The sequence below is a fragment of the Neobacillus sp. Fa239 genome (genome assembly GCF_055395235.1).
In genome coordinates, this window is record NZ_AP041611.1 from 4834972 (window position 1) to 4859074 (window position 24103).

Annotated in this window: 21 protein-coding genes; 9 read left to right on the forward strand and 12 right to left on the reverse strand. The window is 41.3% G+C overall.

What is annotated here, in order from left to right:
- Positions 1–58: 58 nt before the first annotated feature.
- The 3 genes from ACZ5XR_RS23900 to ACZ5XR_RS23910 form a co-directional block, all read right to left on the reverse strand.
- Positions 59–1345 carry an ABC transporter substrate-binding protein gene (locus tag ACZ5XR_RS23900; protein WP_464498969.1) on the reverse strand — a complete coding sequence of 429 codons (1287 nt, stop codon included), beginning with the start codon at positions 1343–1345 and terminating at the stop codon, positions 59–61.
- A gap of 174 nt (positions 1346–1519) precedes the next feature.
- Positions 1520–3292 carry a sensor histidine kinase gene (locus ACZ5XR_RS23905; RefSeq protein ID WP_464498970.1) on the reverse strand — a complete coding sequence of 591 codons (1773 nt, stop codon included), beginning with the start codon at positions 3290–3292 and terminating at the stop codon, positions 1520–1522.
- Between the two features lie 12 nt (positions 3293–3304).
- Entirely contained in the window at positions 3305–4825 is a 1521-nt protein-coding gene (locus ACZ5XR_RS23910) for a response regulator (RefSeq protein ID WP_464502422.1), read from the reverse strand.
- A 195-nt stretch (positions 4826–5020) separates the two neighbouring features.
- Between ACZ5XR_RS23910 and ACZ5XR_RS23915 the strand changes: the two genes are divergently transcribed.
- Positions 5021–5143, forward strand: coding sequence for a hypothetical protein (locus ACZ5XR_RS23915; RefSeq protein ID WP_464498971.1), 123 nt, complete (start codon positions 5021–5023; stop codon positions 5141–5143).
- A gap of 47 nt (positions 5144–5190) precedes the next feature.
- Here the strand turns inward: ACZ5XR_RS23915 and ACZ5XR_RS23920 are convergent, their stop codons facing one another.
- From ACZ5XR_RS23920 to ACZ5XR_RS23940, 5 genes are all read right to left on the reverse strand, one after another.
- Positions 5191–5997, reverse strand: a complete 807-nt coding sequence (locus tag ACZ5XR_RS23920) for a glycoside hydrolase domain-containing protein (RefSeq protein ID WP_464498972.1) — start codon at positions 5995–5997, stop codon at positions 5191–5193.
- Positions 5998–6125: 128 nt separating this feature from the next.
- Complete coding sequence (locus tag ACZ5XR_RS23925) at positions 6126–6692, reverse strand: MOSC domain-containing protein (protein WP_464498973.1); 567 nt, start codon at positions 6690–6692, stop codon at positions 6126–6128.
- Between the two features lie 53 nt (positions 6693–6745).
- Complete coding sequence (locus ACZ5XR_RS23930; protein WP_464498974.1) at positions 6746–8068, reverse strand: sensor histidine kinase; 1323 nt, start codon at positions 8066–8068, stop codon at positions 6746–6748.
- Positions 8061–8741, reverse strand: coding sequence for a response regulator transcription factor (locus ACZ5XR_RS23935; protein WP_464498975.1), 681 nt, complete (start codon positions 8739–8741; stop codon positions 8061–8063). Before ACZ5XR_RS23935 ends, ACZ5XR_RS23930 begins: the two co-directional genes overlap by 8 nt.
- Positions 8742–8810: 69 nt before the next feature.
- Positions 8811–9329: a hypothetical protein gene (locus ACZ5XR_RS23940; protein ID WP_464498976.1), complete on the reverse strand. Its 519-nt coding sequence runs from the start codon at positions 9327–9329 to the stop codon at positions 8811–8813.
- A gap of 245 nt (positions 9330–9574) precedes the next feature.
- On the opposite strand from ACZ5XR_RS23940, the gene ACZ5XR_RS23945 reads away from it, so the two are divergent.
- Together ACZ5XR_RS23945 and ACZ5XR_RS23950 are read left to right on the forward strand one after the other, a co-directional pair.
- Positions 9575–10078 (forward strand): Lrp/AsnC family transcriptional regulator, encoded by a 504-nt coding sequence (locus ACZ5XR_RS23945; RefSeq protein ID WP_464498977.1) that lies wholly within the window; start codon positions 9575–9577, stop codon positions 10076–10078.
- Entirely contained in the window at positions 10075–11292 is a 1218-nt protein-coding gene (locus ACZ5XR_RS23950; protein WP_464498978.1) for an aminotransferase, read from the forward strand. The genes ACZ5XR_RS23945 and ACZ5XR_RS23950 overlap by 4 nt, the downstream gene beginning before the upstream one ends.
- Positions 11293–11361: 69 nt before the next feature.
- Here the strand turns inward: ACZ5XR_RS23950 and ACZ5XR_RS23955 are convergent, their stop codons facing one another.
- Complete coding sequence (locus ACZ5XR_RS23955) at positions 11362–12180, reverse strand: DUF421 domain-containing protein (protein ID WP_464498979.1); 819 nt, start codon at positions 12178–12180, stop codon at positions 11362–11364.
- Between the two features lie 111 nt (positions 12181–12291).
- On the opposite strand from ACZ5XR_RS23955, the gene gpmA reads away from it, so the two are divergent.
- The gene (gene gpmA / locus ACZ5XR_RS23960) at positions 12292–13059 is read left to right on the forward strand and encodes a 2,3-diphosphoglycerate-dependent phosphoglycerate mutase (protein WP_464502423.1); all 768 of its coding nucleotides are present in this window, start codon (positions 12292–12294) and stop codon (positions 13057–13059) included.
- 88 nt (positions 13060–13147) lie between these two features.
- On the opposite strand, the gene ACZ5XR_RS23965 is transcribed toward gpmA, so the two are convergent.
- A complete protein-coding gene (locus ACZ5XR_RS23965) occupies positions 13148–15094 on the reverse strand; it encodes a bifunctional 2',3'-cyclic-nucleotide 2'-phosphodiesterase/3'-nucleotidase (RefSeq protein ID WP_464498980.1) in 1947 nt (648 codons plus the stop codon).
- 167 nt (positions 15095–15261) lie between these two features.
- Complete coding sequence (locus ACZ5XR_RS23970) at positions 15262–15840, reverse strand: YdcF family protein (protein WP_464498981.1); 579 nt, start codon at positions 15838–15840, stop codon at positions 15262–15264.
- Positions 15841–15985: 145 nt separating this feature from the next.
- On the opposite strand from ACZ5XR_RS23970, the gene ACZ5XR_RS23975 reads away from it, so the two are divergent.
- From ACZ5XR_RS23975 to ACZ5XR_RS23990, 4 genes are all read left to right on the forward strand, one after another.
- Positions 15986–17422: a GGDEF domain-containing protein gene (locus tag ACZ5XR_RS23975; protein WP_464498982.1), complete on the forward strand. Its 1437-nt coding sequence runs from the start codon at positions 15986–15988 to the stop codon at positions 17420–17422.
- A 77-nt stretch (positions 17423–17499) separates the two neighbouring features.
- Entirely contained in the window at positions 17500–18027 is a 528-nt protein-coding gene (locus ACZ5XR_RS23980; protein WP_464498983.1) for an NUDIX hydrolase, read from the forward strand.
- 217 nt (positions 18028–18244) lie between these two features.
- Positions 18245–19936, forward strand: coding sequence for an Ig-like domain-containing protein (locus tag ACZ5XR_RS23985; RefSeq protein WP_464498984.1), 1692 nt, complete (start codon positions 18245–18247; stop codon positions 19934–19936).
- Positions 19937–20079: 143 nt separating this feature from the next.
- Positions 20080–20625, forward strand: a complete 546-nt coding sequence (locus ACZ5XR_RS23990; RefSeq protein WP_464498985.1) for a hypothetical protein — start codon at positions 20080–20082, stop codon at positions 20623–20625.
- A 70-nt stretch (positions 20626–20695) separates the two neighbouring features.
- Here the strand turns inward: ACZ5XR_RS23990 and ACZ5XR_RS23995 are convergent, their stop codons facing one another.
- On the reverse strand, positions 20696–22714 hold the full coding sequence (locus ACZ5XR_RS23995; protein ID WP_464498986.1) for a GW dipeptide domain-containing protein: 2019 nt from the start codon (positions 22712–22714) through the stop codon (positions 20696–20698).
- A gap of 394 nt (positions 22715–23108) precedes the next feature.
- On the opposite strand from ACZ5XR_RS23995, the gene ACZ5XR_RS24000 reads away from it, so the two are divergent.
- Positions 23109–24083 carry an LCP family protein gene (locus ACZ5XR_RS24000; RefSeq protein ID WP_464498987.1) on the forward strand — a complete coding sequence of 325 codons (975 nt, stop codon included), beginning with the start codon at positions 23109–23111 and terminating at the stop codon, positions 24081–24083.
- The last annotated feature ends 20 nt before the right edge of the window (positions 24084–24103 follow it).

Below are 24103 nucleotides of genomic sequence, written 5' to 3' on the forward strand. Positions count from 1 at the left end.
GCTCCGAAAAACTGAGTTGGAGAAGCCGGCGGGTTCCCAAGGCTTATTTTCTTATGAATTATTTAATTTGCTCTTCCGCTTGCTTTTGCGCGTCTTCGAGTACTTTATTAAGGTCTTTGCCTTTTAGATAATCCTGCATCGATACAGCTAAAATATCCTCAATTTCGTATGTGTGTAAGCCGTAGTTAATCTGCGGGATTTGCGCCGTCCATTTGGAGAAATCGGTGATCACCTTTTGTCCTCCAAAGAAAGAGTCGCTCGCTTTATATGCCTCGCCATCCGCTGCAGGTTTGTAAGTACCAATTGCACCGATTTCCTTGTTTAGAGTTTGATAGAAATCCACATTGGAACCAAATGTTTTTGCCAGGAATTCAGCTGCCTTTTCTTTACCAGGTACATTAAGAACGTACCAGGAGCTTCCGCCTAAGTTAGAGGCATTAACAGAATTGGGAACACCAGCAAGTTTTGGAAGTGGTGCAACCGCCCACTTGCCAGCTTGAGAGGCCTCCGCTTTAATGGAAGGGGTAATCCAGTTTCCAGTAGGGACAGTTGCAACAGCACCGCTGTTAAATCCGGCAACAAACTGGCTCCAATCAGATACTGGTTTGACTAAGCCTGCATCTAAAATCGCTTTATACGTTTTAAAGGCTTCCTTCAATGCTGTGTTATTTGCTAAGTCAGGTGTCGTGCCATCACTTTTTAAATACCATGAGCCGCTGGACTGAATCATCATCCGAATAAGGCCAAGGTCCTTTGGATCTTGAGTGAGCATGGCTTTTCCTGTTGCTGCTTTTACCTTTTTACCAATTTCAATATATTTATTCCAGTCGATGTTTTTCAAATCATCGATCGTATAGCCGGCTTTTTTCAAATAATCCGTTCTTACATATAGGCCCGTGACACCAGAGTCAAATGGTAGTCCATAGTGCTTGCCATTCAGGCTGGTTGGCGCGATTTTATACTGAGCAAAATCATCGGCATTAAAGGATTTACTTAAATCATAAAAGGCATCTGGATAAGATTTAAGGAAGCTTTGTGCACGATAGTCTTCGATTAACACGATATTTGGCAGCCCCTTTGTGGTACCAGAGCTTAACGATGTGTTTAATTTTTGTACAATATCTGCCTGCCCGTTTTCAACGACTTTAATATTGAGCTTTGGATCTACAGATTTGTATGCTTCTTTTGCCAGATTCATTGCTTTAATATTAAAGTTTGGGTCCCATGCCAATACAGTTATTTCTTTCGTATCTTTGGCGCTGCCGGAAGCTTTATTACTTGACCCGGAAGAACAGGCAGACAATAATAGAATGCTTGCTAAAAAGAGTGCCAGTACTTTTTTCATCGAAATTCCCCCCAATATTAGTAATGTAAGCGTTAACTTCCTACAAGTACTATGGTAGCACCGGCTGGTTGGTAATCGTTAGGACGATATTTTCATAGTTTTGTAATATTTTTGCAAAATGAAGACGTTTCCATTTCAGCATTTGGATTATTTTTAGATTCTATGACTATTTTTTTATTCTGTTGGAATCGGCATGGTAATGCGGACCTTTGTTCCGTTTCCGGGTTCGCTCGAGATCGCTACACCGTATGGCTCACCATAAATAAGCTGAATGCGTTCATGGACATTCTGCACACCAATTCCGGAGAAAAGCTGTTGCTTTCGTTTCGTTTTCGGCAGGCTGTTATCTGCCCCGACTTCCATTCCGTCCCCATTATCCGCCACTTCGCAAATTAAGTTGTCTCCCTCCCGCCAGATAAGGACATTAATTGTACCTTCAGACTTTTTGTTAAAGCCATGGAAAAATGAATTTTCCATAAAGGGCTGAAGAATAAGCTTTGGTACTGGATAGTTCAGACAATCCGGCGAAAGAAAATAGTTTACCTTTATTCGATTGCCATAGCGTTTTTGATTAATAAAGACATAGTTTTTTAAATTATCCAATTCATGCTTCACAGAGATCGTTTCACTCACATTGCCCACCGTGTTTTGCAGCAACGAAATCAACGCATTAATCATCGCTTCGGTTTCTTCTTTTCCACCCTGCTGTACCATAAATTTAATGGAAGCCAAAGTATTATATAAAAAATGGGGATTAATTTGCTGCTGCAGGGCTGCCAGCTCGGCATTCCGTTGTTGCTTTTGCGAAAGCATAAGCTGCTCTACATACTCATGCAGCTCATCCAGCATGGAGTTAAAGGAAATGCCAATTTGCCTCGTTTCGTATGTACCAGAGACAGCTACATACCGATGAAAATCATGTTTGGAGGCATTGCCAATTTGCTTAACCAGGCTCGATAAGGAATTCGTTAATCTCCTGGAGGCAAGAAGGACAATAATCAGTGCCAACAAGACGATACCCACTGAGATGAGAACAATTTCCTTCTTATCGATCAAATCACCAATGGCCGTTTGTTTGTCAATGATATTAAATAAATACATATGAAAGGATGGAAGGTAGTCCATCACAATAATTTGATCCTTCCCAATAAAGTTTCCGACAATGTATTGGTGTGAATGGTTTTTGAGTTCGGAAGCATATTTTAACAAATCCGCGGATCTATACCCAATCAGCTTGGACTGGTTACTCGAAACAATCAATCCTGACTGATCCACCAGGAAAACATTATTCCCGGGACTTGTATAGTTGGAATAAAAATTTCTAAACACCTTTTCTTGAATGGCAAAATACATGGAGCCATAGACGTTGCCTGACATACGGTCCATTAATGCCTTGGATGCGATAATAAAGTGCTTGTCCCCCGTTTCCTCCGCTTGATTTGGCCGATAGTCGGATTGGTACATCAATCGCTTCGGTTCCTTTAGCGTATTGCTGGTAAGAACGCTCGTCTTTAGCTCTTCATCCGAAATCGGCCAGGAAGTACGGTCTGTCCTAAAGCTCTCGCCATTTTTCCCCGTGAGAATAATTTCCACCTCATTGGCATCTAAATTGGATTGGATTCGTTCTATCAGCTGGTTCATATTAAAAAAGGAGTTCATCTCTTGAGCAGGTGTTTGCTTTTCTGTAAAAACAGATTTGACCGTACCGCTTTCCTGTAAATTGGAAGAGGCAAGGACAATTGAATAATGAAACGACTCAAAGCTGTCTTTTACCTGATCCATCACTTTTTCGTTCATGATACTAAATCGATCAAAGAAAAATTGCTCCGACATCCGAATCGTCGTCCAGGTAATGGTGACCGAAACCATGATGATAATTATCACCGTAATGATAAACATGTTGATAAACAAGCCATTATGCTTAAAGCGTTCAGGAATGAATCTCATCGTTTCCATCTCTTATCTTAAGTATTGTTTTCGTTTGTATTGGCTAGGGGACAATCCCTTCATTTTCTTAAATACTTTACAAAAATAACTATGATCGGAATAGCCGACCATTCCGCTGATTTCCGAAATGGTGACATTCCCCTTCAGAAGCAGCTTAGCAGCTTCTTCGATACGAATTCTGTTCAAATATTCAATAAACCCTTCATGATGATGGGTTGAAAAATAACTTGAAAAATAGGAGGGATTAAAATGAAAATGCTTTGCCACATCCGTAAGGGTAAGCGGTTCTGCATAATGCTCTATTATGTATTCCATAAGCTTTTTCATATTCGGATTTTCCTGCTGATTTTCCCTCGAATGGATGCATTTTTTTGCTTCTTCAATAAACTGGTTTAATAGTTGTACTGCCTCTCCTGCCGTTTGGGCTTCATCAATTGATTTGAAATAGGTATACTTGACATCCTCCAATTCCTTCACATCATAATCCATATTACTAAGCAGGATAGTAATATTAAAAACGACGTTTCCGAAAAAAGCTTTATACTCAAAAACATCAGTTGTATAACAGCCGGATAGTGCCTCGATATGCTCTTTTAAATAGGTGAAGGCAGTATCAAAATGCATCCGCTTAAATTCACCTGTAAACCAATCAAGATTAAAAGGGTTTTGTTTAGCAGGAAGCGGCGGCAGATTTTTTTCCATTAACAGAAGATCATGAGGAAAATAAAATCGATAGGAAAGCAGTTTTAACAGACTTCCTTTGTAAATATCGGCCAACATGGATAAATCCGAGAATTCTTCACTTAATGCAACACCGCACCACGGCTCAGATTCAGCAAGCTGCCTGGCAAATTTTCTAACCTTTTCAAGGCCGCCCTTGTTAATGTTCAGAAGAAATACAAGAATATTCTGGTCAGCATTTATAGTATGATGGGCCTGTCCCAACGCCACCAATTTAGCCTTTATATCACCGGCACTTTTAGATGAATGATTCTTCAGATCCACCCCTAAAAGACAGAAATACTCATTAGGAAAAGCTTCTGCTATCACTTCTGGTCCATAATCGGCAGCATATCCATTCATCATTCTGTGTAGGATTTGATCGATTGGAGGGGAGGAATCGACGCATTTCTCCTTCAGCTGGAAGTTGGGGATTCTGCTTACCGCTTTCTTCAAAACTTCTAATAAACCTTTTGCTTCAAGCTTTGGTTTTAAAATATAATCAACGGCGCCATTTTGGAAAGCAGACCTGACATAGTCGAATTCTCCAAAACTACTTAAAATAATGATTTCAATATGTGGATAACGTTCCTTTACCATTCTCGTTAATTCTTCGCCATCCATAATCGGCATGACAATATCCGTGATCAGGATATGTGGATTCGTTTTGGCGATTAAATCAAGTGCTTCTTGTCCATTCGCGGCTTCACCAATTATCGTAAAGCCTTCCTGCTCCCAATTAATACAATGCTTTACACCCTGCCTGATTAACAATTCATCGTCCACAATAAGTGTTTTGCACAGTTCCCTCATAGACAAATCGGGTCCCCCCCAGAAATTAACTAGAAAAACGATTTTTTATATTATTATAAATGATTTTTCTGATTATTTGTTTTGAATATCCTGTCAATCTTTTAGGCACTGCCCATTTTTTAAAGAAAATGCTCATTTATGACATTAATGACATATCTCTAAAATGTAATAAACTAAGCGAAAGCAAGTGCAAAAATGCTTATAATTGTCGGTGTTCCCGTTGTTGGAGTCGGCTTTAATTCATATTTTTATGGATACGGCTTCCATCATCACTATTTCCCTTTCTACGGCGGTTTTGGATACCATCATCATTGGTAAATAAAAAAAGTTTAAGAGGATTGGGCGCCCCCCAATCCTCAATTCTTTTACCATAGAAATGTCATGCCGGCAGACTTCATCAAATCGGTATCAATATTACAGGCTTTTCCGTCCATTCCATATTGCCAGATGGTCACCTTCACGTTTTTCGGAGCATTCGGCAAATATTTTGGGGCCTTGCTCTTTTTCGTGATGCCCGGGTTTGGATTGCTGCTCCATATGACGGATTGCTGCTGAACCTTCTTATCCTTTGCAGCAGCCTTTAGATAGGCTGAACTGATTGCATTGTCATTTGTAAAAACCCCGTAAATCCCTGGTCGATAGGGCGACGATAACAAGGTATCGATCCAGCCGCGAATAAAGGCTTCATCAACCGGATAGCTCGGCTCGATATCGGCAAAAATAGCAGTCCCTTTTGGAATTCCCAGCTTTTTGGCATAGGCAATTGCTTCTTTTGCTTCCGCCGTTCCATTTTTATAGGAAGTAGCGTTGGTGAAGTGATTAAAGATAGGAATAATTTTTATCCCCTGCTTATGAAGAAAAGTGGCTTCTTTTGCTGTCAATCCGGTCGAGACCCCATCTTTTGTCCTCAAATATCGGCCCATTACAGAAGGCTTACCATAGTGATCCTTTATGCACTTAAGAAATGCCTGATTCGTTTTGGTTGTGGAATCAGCACCCCAGTAGATGTGTAGTGTTGGATTTTTCGTTGAATCCTTCCCCTTATGCGTCTGTGCTGAAGGTGGTGAATCCGGATTCTTATGCGTGGAGTTTGGATGGAACATAACAAGAATTAAGGGGAGAACCAATATGGCACATAAAACGATTGGCCAAAACCATTTTTGTGTTTTCATACTTTCCCTCCATTCGACATTCTCGTTAGACAATGTATTCGAATGGGGGGATTCGCGTGTGGGCATGAACGGCATAAAGGTGGATACACAAAAAAGGGGAGCTGGTCCAGCTCCCCTTTCAAAAAATATTATTGCATCGGATTATGAAAATCATTGATTAAAATCTGTACTTCATCACCATCATAAATAACGCCAGTTTTTTCGACTAAACAAACAATCCCTCTCCGCTGATAACCTGCCTTAACAAATCTCAAAGCAAGCTTATCATGATGTGGATAATGCTTCTGGATCTCCTCACCCGCAAAGGTACAAGGTAAATTTTCACCCATACACATTAAACTGGCACCGCTGGGGAAAAGAATTCTTGATCCCATCGTTAATTTTGTCAGTCCAGGAAATCCGCTTATCAAAAGATTGGCGCCTATCCATTCCGGCTGAATCTGTTCCACACCCAATTCTTCCGCAATTTTTTCACAGTCTTCTTTTGAAACGATGGTAATCTGCCGGCGATTGAAAATCTCTGTTCCCTTGGGAAACATCAGCTGTCTGGAATCGGCCGGGCGAGTTAAACCAAAGTGACGGTCACCCTCTAACCCCCCAAACTCCAGATGCGCTTCCGGGATTATCCTTGTCACAAAGGATTCAGGGATATCCCCGATCAAAATTGCATTAACTTTGGCAATAGATTTTTTCAATAAAATTACCCCTTTCTATATAATGGTGACAGGCACTTATGCCGATTGCCTTGTCACAGAATAATGCGGAACACAGCTCCTTTAGGATCTCCATTATAGGCTGTAATTGTCCCGTTATGCCCTTCAATGATTGCTTTTGTAATGGCTAATCCAATCCCCGTTCCCCCTGCTTCGCCGCTGTAAAATCGTTGAAACACCTTATTTTCTTCTCCGGGAAGCAATCCTCTGCCATCATCCTGTACCTCCATGACAACCCGGTGATTAACATGATAACTTTTGACAACAATGGTCGATTCTGCATAGCGAATGGCATTGCCTAACAAGTTAATAAAAGCCCGTTTCATTTTTTCTTCATCGACCCGGACGGATTCCACTACATTACTTTCAACGATGATTCTATTTCCCCTTTTTTCAGCCAGCGCCGCGACACTTTGAACAGACTCCTGAATCAATGCATCCAGTGGTACCTCTCTAAAAACAAAAGTTTCCTCCACACTTTCCAGCTTGGCTAAATAAGTGATGCCTTCCACAATCCGCTTTAACCGCTGGCTCTCCGTGACAATCACCTGCAGGCTATGGTGAACGTCCCCGCCCGTTACAACCCCGTCTAAAATCCCCTCCGCATTTCCTTGGATCGCCATTAAGGGCGTTTTCAATTCATGGGAGGCATTTTGAAAAAATTGCTTTTGGTTGGCATCATACTGTTTTAATTTACGTGCCAAAGCATTGAAACTAGCTGCCAATTCACCAATTTCATCCTTAGTATGAAGGGTTATCTCCTTGCCTTCTCCAAGAACTGAATAATTTTTCATATAATTTGTCAGTTGCCGGATTGGCTTGGTTAAGCTTTTTTCGAAAATCAGCCCTAAACAGACCGCTATCAGAGCTGAAATAACCAGGCTGATCAGCTGCGATTTCCTCATCAAAGAATTGATAGCCTGGAGCTCATCAAGACGGGCAATCAGTGTGACATAGCCTTTCCTGTTGCCATTTTTTGATTTGATGGCATCTGTTTTCGAAACAAACTTTTCTCCATTACGTTCTTGTAAAAACTGCTTTCTTGCAGCATCATTTAAGTCCGTATAAATAATCTCACGTTGATTATTCCAAATGATTATTTTTGAAGACAATAACTTTTTCGAAACCGTGACCGCTTTACGATTGGACAGTTTCCTTTGAGCAATCTCGTTAGAAAAAGCCGCGTTGCTTAGGAAACCGCTCATGACCTTTGCTTCTTTTTGGAGCTGGACCTCAGTTTCATGAATTAAATATCGCTGTGAGATAAAATGGAACGATAGACTGGTAATAAAAAAGAGACTGATAATTAACAGGAAATAAGTTAATAACAGTTTTGGGCCGATTTTCATATTATTCATCCAATCGGTACCCATAACCCCAAATCGTTGACAGCTCCACCATGGAATCATGCATTTCCAATTTTTTTCGAACACGTTTTACAAGATCATCAATCAACCTGCCATCCCCGGAGAAATCATAGCCCCAAATATACTCCAGCATTTCTTCCCTCGTATATGGCTTTCCCTTATTGCGGGCAAGAAAAACAAACAGGTCATATTCCTTTGTTGTTAATTTGATCTCCTGCCCGTCCTTCTCTATGTACCGTCGTTCAGTATCAATCGCCACATCACGGACGTTTATGAATTGCCCGCCGCTTACATTGTTCCGCTCCATTCGTTTAAAGATGTTCTTAATTCGCACCAATAGCTCCCTTGGGCTAAAGGGCTTTGTTAAATAATCATCCCCACCAAGCTCCAATCCCAAAATCCGATCAAACTCGCTATCTCGTGCTGATATAAAAATAAGTGGAATATCACTTTGTTTTCTGATTTTTTTACATAGATCAAGGCCATTGACATGAGGCATCATGATGTCAATGATCAATAAATCAGGCCGTAAGCGCAGCATTTCTTCATAAACATGCCCGCCATCGGAAAAAAGCGTCACTTTGTAACCTTCGTTTTCAAGGTATTTTTGTAAAATATCACGAATATTTCGTTCATCGTCTATTACAAAAACATGCTTCATCATGAATCACCTCACGTCCCATTATATAATAAAAAAGAGATAGTCCTGTAACACTATCTCTTTTGAAATCCACTAGTTTAAAAGGTCAATGGCCTTATTAAGTTGGGTAATTTCCTCTTTGATTTTTCCATTCACTTGCTTCTGTGTGGCAATAAATTTGTCAAATTGGGCCAGCGCATTACCATTATGATTTTTAAGGTCCTGCTTAAGATCCCTTCGTTCAGCACGCGCTTCCTTTAACAATGCTTTTCGATCCTTGTTTATCACCTTTAGTTGATGGTTCACTGCCTTAGCTTGCTTTAATACGTTTTTATTTTTGCTTTGTTTCGCAGCTAGAAGCAGTTCATGCAGCTGCTTCCTTTTGCCAGCCACCTGTTTTTTTAAACTGACACGTTCCGCACGTATGGTTTTGACCTGTTGAATTTGATCCTTAAATTGTGTACGCAGCTTTTTCCCTAATGAAAGACTGGAATGAGACACTGCTTGGGTTTGGACCTTTTGTGGATTCTCAGCAGCAGATACACTTTTAATTCCATAGACGCTCCCTAGCAATATCACCGCTCCAACGCCAGCAATGATTCCTTTTTTCAACTCCATCGCTCCTTTGTTTGTCCGACTTCATTTTAAGTATAGACAAAACTTTCGAAAAAACTGAGGAACAAATATGTGAAAAGTGTGTGAAATCCGGCACCTATACAAATTTTAATTAAAAGATAATGTTTATTGAATTGTGCGATTTTTAAAAATCAATTATCATAGTTAATATTATCTAACTGATTATTAATTCGACACATTTCCCCAAGGCCATGGGGACATCTTGAGGAGGACCACAGCAAATGAAACTAAGCAACGAGGCAGTTGAAATTCTAAAAATAATGGAAGAAAATCACCAAATACCAGTCAAGACCATTGCAGCCATGGTTCAGAGCAGTGAAGACGCAGTCAGAAACACGATAAAAAATCTGGAAGAAAAAAACATCATCATGAGCTATCCGACGTTAATAGATTGGAGCAAAGTCGAGGGTCAAGAAAGCATCATCGCGATGATTGATGTGAAGGTCACGCCAAAACGAGGTGTAGGCTTTGATGAAGTAGCTGAACGAATCAGCCGGTTCCCTGAGGTTTCTTCTCTTTATCTCATGTCAGGTGCCTATGACCTGTCCATTACAATTGAAGGAAAAACCATGAACCAAATCGCCACCTTTGTTTCCGAAAAATTATCGACCATTGATAATGTTATTTCTACGACGACTCATTTCATGTTAAAAAAATACAAACATGATGGGGTGCGCTTTAGCGGCGGCGATGAGAAGGACCGCCGAATGGTGGTTTCACCATGAACTATGCCAATTATTTTTCCAATACAGCCAAAGAGCTAAAGCCTTCCGGGATCAGGAAATTCTTTGATCTGGCTGCCAGCATGGAGGGTGTCATTTCGTTAGGGGTCGGGGAACCGGACTTTATCACCCCCTGGAATATCCGCGAAGCCACGATTTTATCGCTGGAACAAGGCTACACCTCCTATACGGCAAACCCGGGATTATTGGAGCTAAGGCAGGAGATTTCCACCTACCTGGAGAAAAGGTTTGCGGTCCATTATGATCCCGGACAGCAAATTATTGTCACCGTGGGGGCGAGCCAGGCCATCGACTTAGCCTTTCGCGCCATTTTAAATGAGGGTGATGAGGTGTTGATTGTGGAGCCGGCCTTTGTGGCCTATGCCCCGCTGGTTACTTTAGCGGGCGGAACACCTGTCGCTGTTTCCACCTCTCCCGCAAATGGATTTAAGGTCACACCCGAGCAAATCGAACAGGCTATTACGGAAAAAACAAAGGCCATCTTGCTGTGCTCCCCGAACAACCCGACTGGCAGTACGTTGACTGGGGATGAGCTTACTGAAATCGCAAAAGTGATTGAAAAGCACGATTTGTTGGTTGTTTCCGACGAAATTTACGCGGAATTGACCTATGACGACACCTTTACCAGCTTTGCGGCAGTGGAGCGCATGTATAAACGGACGATTTTAATAAACGGTTTTTCAAAGGGCTTCGCAATGACTGGCTGGCGCTTAGGGTTCCTTGCCGCTCCGAAGGAATTGGTGGAGGTCATGCTGAAGATTTATCAATATACGACGATGTGCGCCCCGCATATGCTCCAGCATGGTGCGGTGGAGGCGCTCCGAAACAGCTATCATGAAGTGGAAGCGATGCGAAGAAGTTATCGCAGAAGGCGAAATTATGTCGTCCAGGCACTGAATCAAATCGGACTCGATTGTCATTCACCAGGCGGCGCCTTTTACGTTTTTCCTTCTGTTCGGAAAACCGGCCTAAGCTCAGAGCAATTTGCCGAACAACTGCTGATGCAGGAAAAAGTGGCGGTCGTTCCCGGTAATGTTTTCGGTGAGAGCGGTGAAGGGTATGTGAGATGCTCTTATGCAGCCTCGATGTCCCAGCTTCAGGAGGCGTTGAAGCGAATACAGAGGTTTGTGGATTCGAGAGGAATGGGTCGAAACGAAATGATAGAAGCAATCAATGGGCAGCAGGGCCATTCTTAATAAAAGCCTTGGAAAAGGAGAACCAATTTTACTGGTTCTCCTTTTTTGAATTCTTATGTTGATAGGCACCTATTCCATATCCGCGGGAGATGTGAGTTTGTCCTGATACAGGTCAATGAAAAGAGAACCGTTGGTCCCGATAACGGCATATTGAATCTCTTTTACTTGCAACCCCCTTATTTTCAGTTCTTGATCCAGCCATTGCTTTGAATAATACCCTTGAAAGTTTTTTTCGATAATGACCCCATCCATGATTAGTTCAACTGGAAGATCATTTTTTTGACTGGGATTGCCCAGATTAAGGTCTTTCTTATTTATAGGCTGATATTGTGTTTTTCTTAAAACGGATATATTTCCACTTACCTCTAATAAAGCATATTCCACTTCAAAAATATCAAATATTCCCTGCTCGCGAAGCTGCTGGTTCAAATAATCAATTGAGTATTTCACTTTTTTCATATTTTGATCTAATAGCTTACCATTTTCGATGATCACGATGGGTTGCCCCGATATCCACTTACGGAAATTCCTGCTTTTAGCTGATGCGATTGCCAATACGAAATAAATAATCATTGTTGTTAAAAAGGACGCCAGCATTGGGAAAAATTTAAGGTCCACATCAAAAGCCATATTCGCAATAAATGACCCAAAGAAAATCGACAGCGCAAAATTATAATAATTTTTATGTGCATTAACATGCTTGCCAATCCAAAACGTGGCCACCATTAAAATAAAATAAGAAACAAACGTACGAACCATTGTCACTACAACTAAATGTCCCATAACTCCATCCTTCACTTTCATAGCACTCACTAAGTAATTATTCACCTTGGGAATGGATTCCATACAGAAAATTGGTGATTGGTGACAGGCACCGTTCGTGGACATTCCCCCGCTTTTGTCCACGTGAGGTGGACACTTCCATATCCGGATTGCCTCGGTATCTTTCCAGCGGGATATGCACAAACTGATAGAAAAACAAATTCAGGGTGGTTACGTTTGAAGAAACTTGTTTTAATTCGTCATGGACAGAGTCTTTATAATCTTGAAAACCGGTTTACCGGCTGGAAGGATATCGATCTCACCGATGATGGCTATCAGGGGGCAAGGGAGGCGGGATCCATTCTTAAAAAGCATGGATTTACCTTTGATGTTGCCCATACCTCCGTTCTGAAACGGGCGATACGAACATTATGGATTATGCTGCATGAAATGGATTTAGTCTGGATCCCCATTCATAAATCCTGGAGACTAAACGAACGGCATTATGGCGCATTGCAGGGAATGAACAAAGACGAAGTCATCGCACAATACGGGGAAGAACAGGTCAATGAATGGCGGAGATCTGCCGCCGTTCAGCCGCCGGCCATTTCCAGCGAAGGGCATGTAAGTGACCAATCCGACCCAAAATATGCCGGTATCGGGGAGGAAAACATTCCTTTTACAGAAAGCCTTCTCGATACAGAAAAGCGTGCTTTAATCTACTGGCACGAACGTATTGTCCCTGACTTAAAACGCAACCAGCATATCATTATTTCCGCTCACGGAAATACGTTAAGGGCCCTCGTGAAATATCTCGACTGCCTTCCCAATGACGGTGTGGCAAGCCTTAATATTCCTAACAGTACCCCTCTCGTCTATGAATTCGACGATAACCTGAAGCCCATCCGGCACTACTACCTGATGCATGAAGGAGAAGTTATGGACGGCACCATACCGCGGCATATCGATTTGAACGACCTGGAAAACTGGGATTGGTTGGGCTGAAATTCCTCCTGACAACGATGAGAGACCTTGGTGAAAACCCAAGGTCTCTTTTTACTGACTTAAAACTCAAGACGTGAAACACCGCAACCTATTCCGTCAAATCAATCGAATATTTCGCAAATCCACCGGCTGATGGCCCCATATATTTAATAATTGGGGACTGGTTGGCATAGGCCTGAGCCTTCGGTGAAGAATCAAACACAGTTGTTGCAGTCCCTTTGAATTTGGCAAGCGACCAATTTTGATCCGCAGAAGGATTCAGCGGCTTGTGCGCTTGAATATAGTTCATGACGATCTGTCGATTTTCATCAGGTGCCTTGAAGATTACTTCCCCCTGACTGACTCCAGGGAAGGTAGTACTTGAGGCACGGTAGTTATTCGTCGCAACAATAAACCTTTGGTCAGCTGCAACCGGTTTTCCTTGATAGGTTAAATTCAGAATCCGACTGGAACCCGCGTTAATGACTTTCCCGTTTGCATCATATTTTGCTGGTTTCGTCACATCAATTTGATACTGCACACCATCAATCACATCAAAATTATACGACGGAAAGTAAAGGTTAATTAACGGCTGATCGCCGCTCGCAGCCGGGTTCATTTGATTGAATTGCCCCGCGCTCATTTCCAGCCATTCCTTAAGCTGTGCCCCATTGACTAATTTCGCCTGAAGTGTATTCGGGTACAAATACAAATCCGCGATATTTTTAATAGCCAATGTTCCTGCCGGAATGTCTGTGTAATATTCCGGACCGCCTCGGCCGCCCGCTTTAAACGGCGCCGCCGCCGAGAGCACAGGGATACCAGCATACTTGCTAAAAGCCGGATCCTTTAAGGCTCCCTGCAAATACTCCGTTTGTGCATTATTGACAATTTGCACAGAAGGATCATCCTGAACGAGCGCAAAATAGCTATAAATCGGTGCCGTTGTTTCGCCAACAGGCTGTTTAACATATTTAATCGTAGCTTCATGCTCCGGTTTGATTGCGTTCATTAATGTCTCGTCCGTTTGCACAAGTGATTTGCCTGCAGCATCTGCAATCGGGCGTAGAAATCCTTTACTATCAACCACCTGCCACTTTCCGCGCTTTTTCTCCAATTGCAGATCGATCACACCAAGATGACTGCCGAACGCCCCGGCCATCACTACCGGCTTCCCATTAATCGTTCCTTTTTCGAGATTCGTATTCGGTAAATCCTTATAAATCGGCCCTGGGAAGGTGTTATGCTGATGGCCGGTAAACACCGCATCAATATCTTTTATCTGAGTGACATAATAACCGACATTCTCCATCCCAGGCTGATAAGGCTCGTCGCTGATTCCCGTATGGGCAAGGGCCACAATCACATCGGCCCCCTTCTTTTTCATCATGAGCACATATTTCTGCGCCGATTCGACAATTGACTTCGTCTCTACTTTTCCTTCCAGATTCGCCTTATCCCATTCCATAATCTGCGGCGGCACGAAGCCAATTACCCCAACCTTAAACGTTTGCTTCTTCCCGCGCTCATCCACAACCGTCTTTTTTAAAATCACATACGGTTTAAAATACGGCTGGTCGGTACCGGCCTTGACCACATTCGCATTGACCACCGGCATTTTTGCATCATTCAATGTCTCCTTTAAAAAATCCAAGCCATAATTAAATTCATGGTTGCCGAGTGTGGTGGCATCGTAGCCCAACAGATTAAATGAGCGATAGACCGGATGGACCTCGCCCGGCTTTAATCCCTTCACTTTCGCCACATAATCCCCCAAAGGATTTCCTTGAATCTGATCGCCATTATCGAACAACAGCGAATTTTTCACTTCCTTTTGAGCTTGTTTGATGAGGGTCGCCGTTTTCACTAAGCCAACCTTGTCATCCTGCTTGGTTTGATAATAATCATAATTCGCCAAAAACACATGCACATCGGTCGTTTCCAGCAAGCGCAGCTGAACCGTGCTGTCTGACTTTGCCCCAAATGCCCGGGGAGGAATCATCTGCCCTGCCACCACTAACACGATTATAATAATGATGAAAAAATATTTGGCCAATCCTCAATTCCTCCTATTAATAAATTCACACAAACGAATTTATTATTGGTTCCATTGGGAGAGATTATGTAAGACCACTCGGGACCCTTTTTAAAAGAGTTAACAACCATAAAAAAAGAAGTGCCGCTGCACGACACTTCTCCCCGAAAAGTGGGATGGATTTTCTTCTAATAATTCTTCCCCAAGGCATATCCAAGCATTTTGATATATTCATTAATCGTGGTCATTATACTCTTATTATTACTCCACCACCGGGTTTCGTTAAAATAACGATCCTTTGCGCTCGCATAATAAAGTTTGATATTGGTATTTTTAAATTCCCGATCAAATAGCATTTTGACCCTTTTCATATGATAGTTGGAAGAAACGACGATCGCTGAATGAATCGGATAAGGCTTAAGCACGGCCTTCGTAAAGTGCGCATTTTCATACGTGCTATCGGCACGTTCCTCCAGGATGATGGCCTTTTCAGGAACCCCCAGCTTCATCGCATGCTCCTTCATCAATTGAGCAATCGTGATATCGTTGTAAACAATACCGCCCGAAATGACAAAATACTTTCCATACCCCTGATGATAAAGTTCAGCCGCCTTTTCAATCCGCTCGCCACGGTCCCCGCTCAACACAATAATCGCATCCGACTTATGAATATCATCAGGAATCACCAAAAACCTCCCCGCATTCACAAAAAAAATCCCCAACACCACCAAAAACACCAAAACTAACAGTAATACAATTTTTTTCATTTAAAAACCCTTCCGGGGTCAGTCCCCCACTCTATTATCACTTTAACGCAGCGGGGGACTGACCCCCAAGCAAATTTATGGTATCATTTTTCTATATGAAGATAGTAGGAAATACCCCTGCCTGAGATCCTTGGAGGGATTTTTGTTGGTTAAGAAACTTCTCATTTTTCCAGATAATGAATTTTTTGATTTTAATAATAAGGTTTTATTTGAACGGATCAAGCTCGTTTCTTATATGCTAATCATAACCTATCCTTGTTTTTTTATTGTAGATTTTTTCTTTTTTCGACCCATAAAGAATCCAATTTTTAAATTCACGCTTTCTGCCGTACATATAACAGGGCTGCTCATCTCACTCTGTTTTCTTTTGATTTATCATTGGTATAAAAACGTAAATAAGAGATTCATCATTCATCTCTATATCTTTCTTTATTTAATGATCGGTGCAGTCTCGTCCCTTAATAGTCAGTTATTCACCGGGAATATATATGCCTATATCATTATATTATTATCCGTTGCTGTTATTTTTCCGATTAGACCAAGAACATTATGTTCTATGTTTTTAGGAATCCATTTATTTTTCCTTATAGGGTTATTTTTCATGGAACACCATTATTTATTGTTTCTATCAAAAATGATAAACTCTACAGGTGCTGCCGTCATTTCCTTTACACTCGCTTTTTCATTTTATAAGTTCCGACAAAATGATTTTTCAAACAAGCTTAAATTAAAAAGGAATGAAGAAAGCTTCATCAGATTATTTAACATGAATCCAACTCCCTTAATCCTTGCAAAGCGACAGACTGGCGAAATTTTACTAGTGAATAAATACGCAATGGAATATTACCATCTTGAGGAAAAAAATATTAACCAGATAAATACTGATTTCTTGATTAAAGACCCAAAGGAAAGGGATCGTTTATTCAAACAGTTAGAAGTGCAGCCCAGCATTAAGCACTACGTGACCGAACAGCAAATTAGTCATGAAAGGTCCATTTGGTCCATTCTGAATTTTGAGTTGGTGGATTACTTAGATGACGTATGCATTTTAATCGGGACGACGGATATAACGGATCTGAAAAAGAAAGAAGCAGAGCTTTCAATGCACGCTTCGATTGATATACTGACTGGTGTGATGAACCGGAGAAGCGGAATGGAATTGCTTAGAAAGTACTTCTATGATGGATGCAGCTCTCAAGAGTTCATTATTTGCTATATCGATATCAACAATTTAAAATTAGTCAATGACCGTTTCGGCCACTCCACTGGTGATGACTTAATAAAAACATGCTGTGAAACCATCATTCGTTGTATTAACCATGATGATGTATTATTTCGCCAAGGCGGCGATGAATTTATCATTATTTTTTTCCACAAGGAAATCAAAAAAGTCCGAGAAATATGGGAAAACATTGAAAAAGAATTCCGGAAAATCAATAAACCCTACCCAGTTTCAGCGAGCCACGGCCTTTACCACTATAAACCAGGTACCATCATAACGGTCGAAGAAATACTCGAACTAGCCGACCAGGAAATGTATAAAGATAAAAAAGGGGGACTGACCCCCGCTGCTTTAAAGTGATATCAGAATGGGGGACTGGCCCCCACCGCTTTAAAGTGGTATCAGAGTGGGGGACTGGCCCCAGAAAGGTGATATAAATGGATTGGAAAATCAACAGTTCTATAATGAAAAAGATTGATCGTTTTGAGGTTATTACAGATGAGGTTACTTTGCCGAACGGGGAAGAGAAGACTTTTTCCTATTTGAGTTTTGCCAAAGGAGTTTGTATCCTCCCGATTACGGAGGATAATGAGGTCCTTTGTTTAAAACAATACCGTCATTCCATAAAAAGCTGGGAATGGGAGCTGCCGGCCGGTATGATTGACGCCGATGACCAGACTCCGATTGAAGCCGCTAAACGGGAGCTTGAAGAAGAAACAGGTCATTCAGCTGAACATTGGCTCGAATTAGGCAGCTTTTATCCTTCTCCCGGCTCCACAAGTGAAGAAATATTTTTGTTTGCCGCAGCCGGTTTAATACCTGCTCAACAAAACCTAGAGAGCAGTGAACAAATTGAAGTGCACAAAATAAGCATGGAAAAGTTGAAAACCCTGGTACAGCAAGGTGAATTCAAACATGGTGCAGGGCTAGCAGCCATTTTGCGCTATAAATTTATAACAGATTGATAAAAATCATTTTGATTGAGGCTGTAAAAAAAAAGAACGATGTAAAAAGAGCATTTTTCAATGATTCTTTTTTACACCGTCTTTTTTTTGATTTGTTATAGTCTTTTTGTAGGATGAATAATTATCTAAAAATTTTACATTTTTCGCCACAAAAACTTTAATCCTTTTATTTTTTACAGTATAATAATAGAAGTGAAAAATACTGGAGGACATACTAATGAAAACACCACTACATAAGAATGCTTTTAAATTTATCTTGGCGGGTACACTCGTCTTAACACCAATGGCAGCTGACTTAGCTGTTTCATCTCATACCGCATATGCTGCGACGATGACAACAGACATTGTCTCCTACCACAGTAAAATCTATAGCAAACTAACAGCTTCCGATATTGCTGATATTAAGGCCGCTTATAGCAATATAGCAAAAGTTAACTTTGCTACTATTCTGGGAGCTAGTTTAGTAGCAAAAATCGACAATAAAACAGTAAAAGGAACAGCGGTTAAAATAGCCACCGACCTAGCTAAGCTTGAATACAAAACAAATACCACTGAATTCAAGGCTGCGCTTGATCAGTTTAAAAAAGACCACGCTGCCGATTTCACAAAGATTTTTGACGGAGAGCTTTCCGTTGACAAGGCCGTTTTATTATTTGCTAGCTTTGAGCAAAACCTTGAGCAGGAATTAGTGAAAAACTTCTTCGAAGCTCAACCCAAAAGCTTTGATAATGTTGTCAATGCTGCAATTGATGCGACCCTTGCTGATCCGCAATTCAAAAGTCTTGTCGGCTTATTCTCAAAGAAATTAGACGTATCTATGCAAAACCTGCTTGGCATCAAAGCTCAAGCGGAAACCGTGATCGACCCAACTAAAGCTGCTTCTGCAGGGTTTTCATCTGCTTTGATTCGTTCTGAAGGCGGCGACATCTATGGTGCGAGCACAATTGAATTTGGCTCAAGTGCAAGCTACAGCTTTAAAGTAATCCAACAAGGCATTTCTTTTGACCTTAGTAAAGGTATTACTTGGAAAACAAACGACTCTTCCGTTGCAACTTTTTCCGGCAATAAGCTGACTGCCAAAAAGACAGGAACAGTCAAAGTACAGGCTTACTATTTGAACCTGCCAATTATTACAAAAGAAATAACCATTAAAGATACTAAGGCACCAGCTACGCCAACAGTTAATTCTTTCAGTAACCTTGACCATGTGATTTCCGGAAAAGCTGAGGCTAATTCCTACATTACGGTGAAGAGTGGAAAAACGACCGTTGCTTCCGGAAAAGCAGCCGCGAATGGAACTTTCGCCCTTTCCATTAAGCCACAACAAGGCAATACAATCCTAACGGTAACCGCAAAGGATGCCGCTGGCAATGTAAGTGCGGCGAAAACAATCAAAGTCCTTGATAAGTATACAGGTGTGCCAACTGTTTATACAGTGGATGACAATGACACAGTAGTCAACGGGAAGGCAGAGGCGAATTCTCTCATTACCATCAAAAATGGAAAAACAACGGTTGCGACAGGAAAAACATCTTCTAAAGGTACTTTCGCCATTAAGATTAAAGCCCAAAAGGCTGGTACAGTTCTAACGGTAACCGCGAAGGATGTCGCAGGCAACGTGAGCAAGGCAAGAACAGTAACTGTAATTGATAAGACTGCTCCTGTAAAACCAACTGTTTATTCTGTTGACTCGAATGATCGTGCAGTCAATGGTAAAGCAGAAGCTGGCGCAACAATTACCATCGGTTATGGTTCAAAAGTGTTGGCGACTGGAACTGTCTCCAGCAAAGGAACTTTCAGCGTGAAAATTCCTGCTCAAAGAAAAGGCACCACTCTTTATATAACCGCGAAGGATAAAGCGAAAAATGTGAGCAAAGCTACAGTCGTAGTTGTTAAAGCAGCTAGATAAAAAAGAGGATCTCCTAAAAGGGTCTGACCCCTCGTTTTACAGACAATATAGAGTCGCTTGCCAAGTGTCGATATATTGTACGTTGAGGGTCCGGCCCTTTTTAATAGGATAAAGTAATTTTTTTCATAAATAAGGAGTTTATAATGAAGAAATTAATTATTATTGTCACTTCACTCGTTCTTTTAGCTGGAATCGGTTTCGGAGTCTATCGGGTCGCCTTGAATATTGCCTCCAATAAATTGATTGACAATGTATCAACGGAATTTAAAAAATCCGGTGAGATGGAAAAAATCAAAAAATCAATTGAGAACGACCCTAACTTGAAAAAATCAATCGAAAACGATCCACAGTTAAAAAATCTTATTAATAAGTCAAATTCAGCTGCGGGTACTAGCTCAAGCCAGGCGAATCAAGCCACCGAGGTTGCTGGAAAATCAAGTAATACCACCAGTAATAGCAGCACAACCAATTTCCAAAGCAAAAAGCTGCCATTCGACACAAAAGAACAAGCGGCACAATTATTAATATCAAGAATAGGTCTGTCCCAGCTAAAAGATATGTACTCAAAAGTCCAAGCCGGAACTATGACCAAAGCCCAAGTCCTCCAGATCCTGCGCAGCAAACTAACACCAGACGAAATAACCGCCTTAAAGGTAGTGGCCTATAAAGAAATAAACAAAAAAGTGTAAATACATGAGTTAAACTTCAGGGGTCAGTCCCCCACTGTGATAACACTTTAATGCAGTGGGGGACTGACCCCTATTTTATTGCGGTAAGGCGGTAGGGGACTGACCCTATCCAAACTTTTTTGCCGCTCAGGACTCCGCAATACCAAGTGGTTTGGCCGACTTTTTCGGTAGAAGAGACTTGATATATTTTCCCTTTATATTTAGAGAGGTTTAGGTAGATAATGTCTTTCTTACCGCCCCATGGTTTGCTATAGGCCGTTCCTGCACCTTTTACTACGAATTTTTTGCTGCGGTGATCCACGACAGTATGGCTCTGTGTCGATAAATCCGTCGCATTTACCCAGCCGATCACTCCTGACACACTGCTGGGCAGCTTACTTAGTAAGTAATAAGTTTGATCTTTTACTGCAGCTTGCTTCATTATATAAAAGACTGAATTGGTATATGTCGAACCGGCTGAAAATGAGGAGAAGCTGTCACCAATCCTTTTATAGATTTTGCCCCCTCCGCTTTTCACAAATCCTAAACGGCTTGTACTGCTCTCCTTGATGGCAAATAGGTTACTCAACGAAATCCACACCGTTTTTCCGCCCAGAACCCCACGATACCACAAGGCCGTTCCGATTCTTTCCGTTGCCACAGCCTTCAACCATTGATCATGATACCCCGAAAGATTCCCAATAACGATATCTTTGCTTCCGCCCCATCCCTTGCTATATGCTCTGCCCGTACCTTTTATCAGAAGCATTTTGACTTTTGTATCGAGCAAGGCAGACGGCATGACCGTTAAATCAGAAGACTTCATCCAGCCGACGACTCCATGATCGCCACTAACCAAGTAGTAGGTTTGACCGTTGGCAATGGCTTGTTTGTTCAAGCTATATACGGTTCCTAAATAAGTGGAATCAGTTGTAACCACCGTCGATTCATCGCCAATATATTTGTAAATCTTTGTGCTGCTATTTTTAATATGACCTAATTGACTTGTATTGATCTCTTTAATAGCTTCCACACCATTCGAATCAATCCAGACGGTTTGCCCGCCTAACAGTCCGCGATACCAAATTGAAGCTCCGACTTTTTCCGTTAATTGCACCTTGAAAAATTGTCCTTTATAGGCGGAAAGATTGGCAAATACAGTATCCTGTTTTCCACCCCATTCCTTTCTAAACGCACTCCCGGTTCCTTTAATCAGAAACATTTTTGTCGTGTTATCGACAACGGTAGCCGGCAAGGTTGATACATTGGATTCTTTTACCCAGCCTATATCCCCCGTATCATTACTTAATAAATAAAAGATTTGACCCTTTTCAATTTTCACCTTTTTTATGTAATAAACAGTATCGGTCGAAACGGTGGCCGCCGAAACTGTATCGGGTATGACAGAGTAAATCACCGCGTTCCCGCTTCGAAGCATGCCCAGTTTATTCGTAGAATCCACTTTGTCAGGCAGCTGATTAAATTTACTCGTTACTAATTGAGCAAACTTATCCCAGCTATACCCCCACTTAGTAAAATATCCAAGGGGATCTCCATGGGTGGTCGCACCAAGGAATTTTGTCACTGCGTTATGTGACCACAACGTCCCGATGCCATTTTTCTCGGCACTTGTAACCGGCAAGTCGTAGTGATAGAGAATGGAAGCAATATAACTGGCATAGTTATTAATCGAACGGGCGAATTGGTCAAAAGTATGTACTCGTACTAATTCGACATGCACAAACCGTTGATTGGCATAGCTCCCTGCCCCCCAAGCACCATAATCCGGAGAATGGATTTCAACAATATGGGATCCATCAACAAAAGCATGTACAAATGCATTATCGTAATGTTTGGACATATAGGCAATTTCACTCGAAAGGGTCGAGTAATCATTCGCCGTTTCATGGGCGACAACCCCTTCCACCATCCCTTTGCCATAACGATAATTAAAGATTGGAAAATCTTTATGATTGTATTCTACTTTTACAGGTGCTAATTTCTTAGAAGCGATATATTGATTCACGTCAGGATAACTCGTGCTTCCCTCCACTAGTAAATGCGGGAAAAGCATAAACATTGCAATAACTAAGATGACTGTCTTTCTCATTTTTCCTCCCCAATTTTTTAAATATACTAGACTATTATACTATTACATTATTGGGATTTTGAGGAATTTTTTCAAAAATGAAAGATTTAGGGTCAATTATCCTATCGAAAGAAAATTTCCCAATCATCCTGTGTGGATAATCCTTCCTAAATATGAAAAATGGTTGTGAACTGGGATTATTATTAACATTGCAATTATGTTATCATTACCGTATGATATTCCTTGTTTACTAATTTTACATTTTTCGACAGCATCACTATGAATTCGATTTTAATCAAACGTTAAATAGATATCCTTAATAATTCTGCCTTTGAATCATTAACCTTGTAAAAAATTTGTTGAATTCTAGTATGGAGTTTCATTAATAGAATGCTAGAAAGAACGGAGGAGAACGATGAGAAGCGAAAAACATGCAAAAAAACCGAAATGGAAAAAGGCTGTTGCCGGTGTTCTAGGCGTGGTCATTATTGCGGCCGGTGTACTGGGCTATGAGTATAATCGTTTGCAGCCAAAGAATCATTTTACAAATATCCCTGTCGTAAGTTCAGCTAATAAAAATGAAGTAGCAGCACCAAAAGATTCAGTTTTTAACGCATTACTGATTGGGTCGGACCAACGAAAAGGGCAAAAGATCGGCCACTCAGACTCAATGATGCTCATTCACGTTGATTTAAAAAATAATCAATACCAAGTGGTAAGTATTCCGCGTGATACACGCGTTCACCTTGATGGTTATGGTTATACAAAATTGACAAGTGTTCAATATATTATGCAGGCAACAGAAGGAACAAAAGCAGGAATTGAAGCAGCTGTCAAAGCTGTCGGCGAGCTTACAGGCGTGCCGATCAACTACTATGTCGAAACAAATTATCAGGGCTTCCAATCGATGGTTGACGCGATTGGCGGCATTACCATGGATGTACCAACGAATGTGACCTTAACTGCACCATGGTATAAACATAATAAAGACAAAGTGATTACAAAAGGTGTTCATACTCTTGATGGTGAAATGGTTGCAGAAATCGTTCACGAACGCCACTCGCTTGCAACTGGAGAGTATGGCCGTCAGCAAATGCAGGAAGAAGCGCTTAAAGGAATTGCCAAAAAGGCGCTTGATCCAACAAATATTCCAAGACTTCCTTCATTGGCCAACTCAATTCCAGACTTTGTCGTTGCAACCAACATGTCAACATCTGACATCCTAAGTCTTGGCCTTGCAGTGAAAAACTTTGATGCCAACAAACAGCTGACCTACCATCAACTACACGGCGTCAGTCAAACCATGTATGACGATATCCTAAAAGCCAACAACTCACAAATCGTCATAAACCCGCAAGAAATCAATGACATCATGTCGAAGTACTTTTAGGGGTCAGTCCCCCGTTCTTA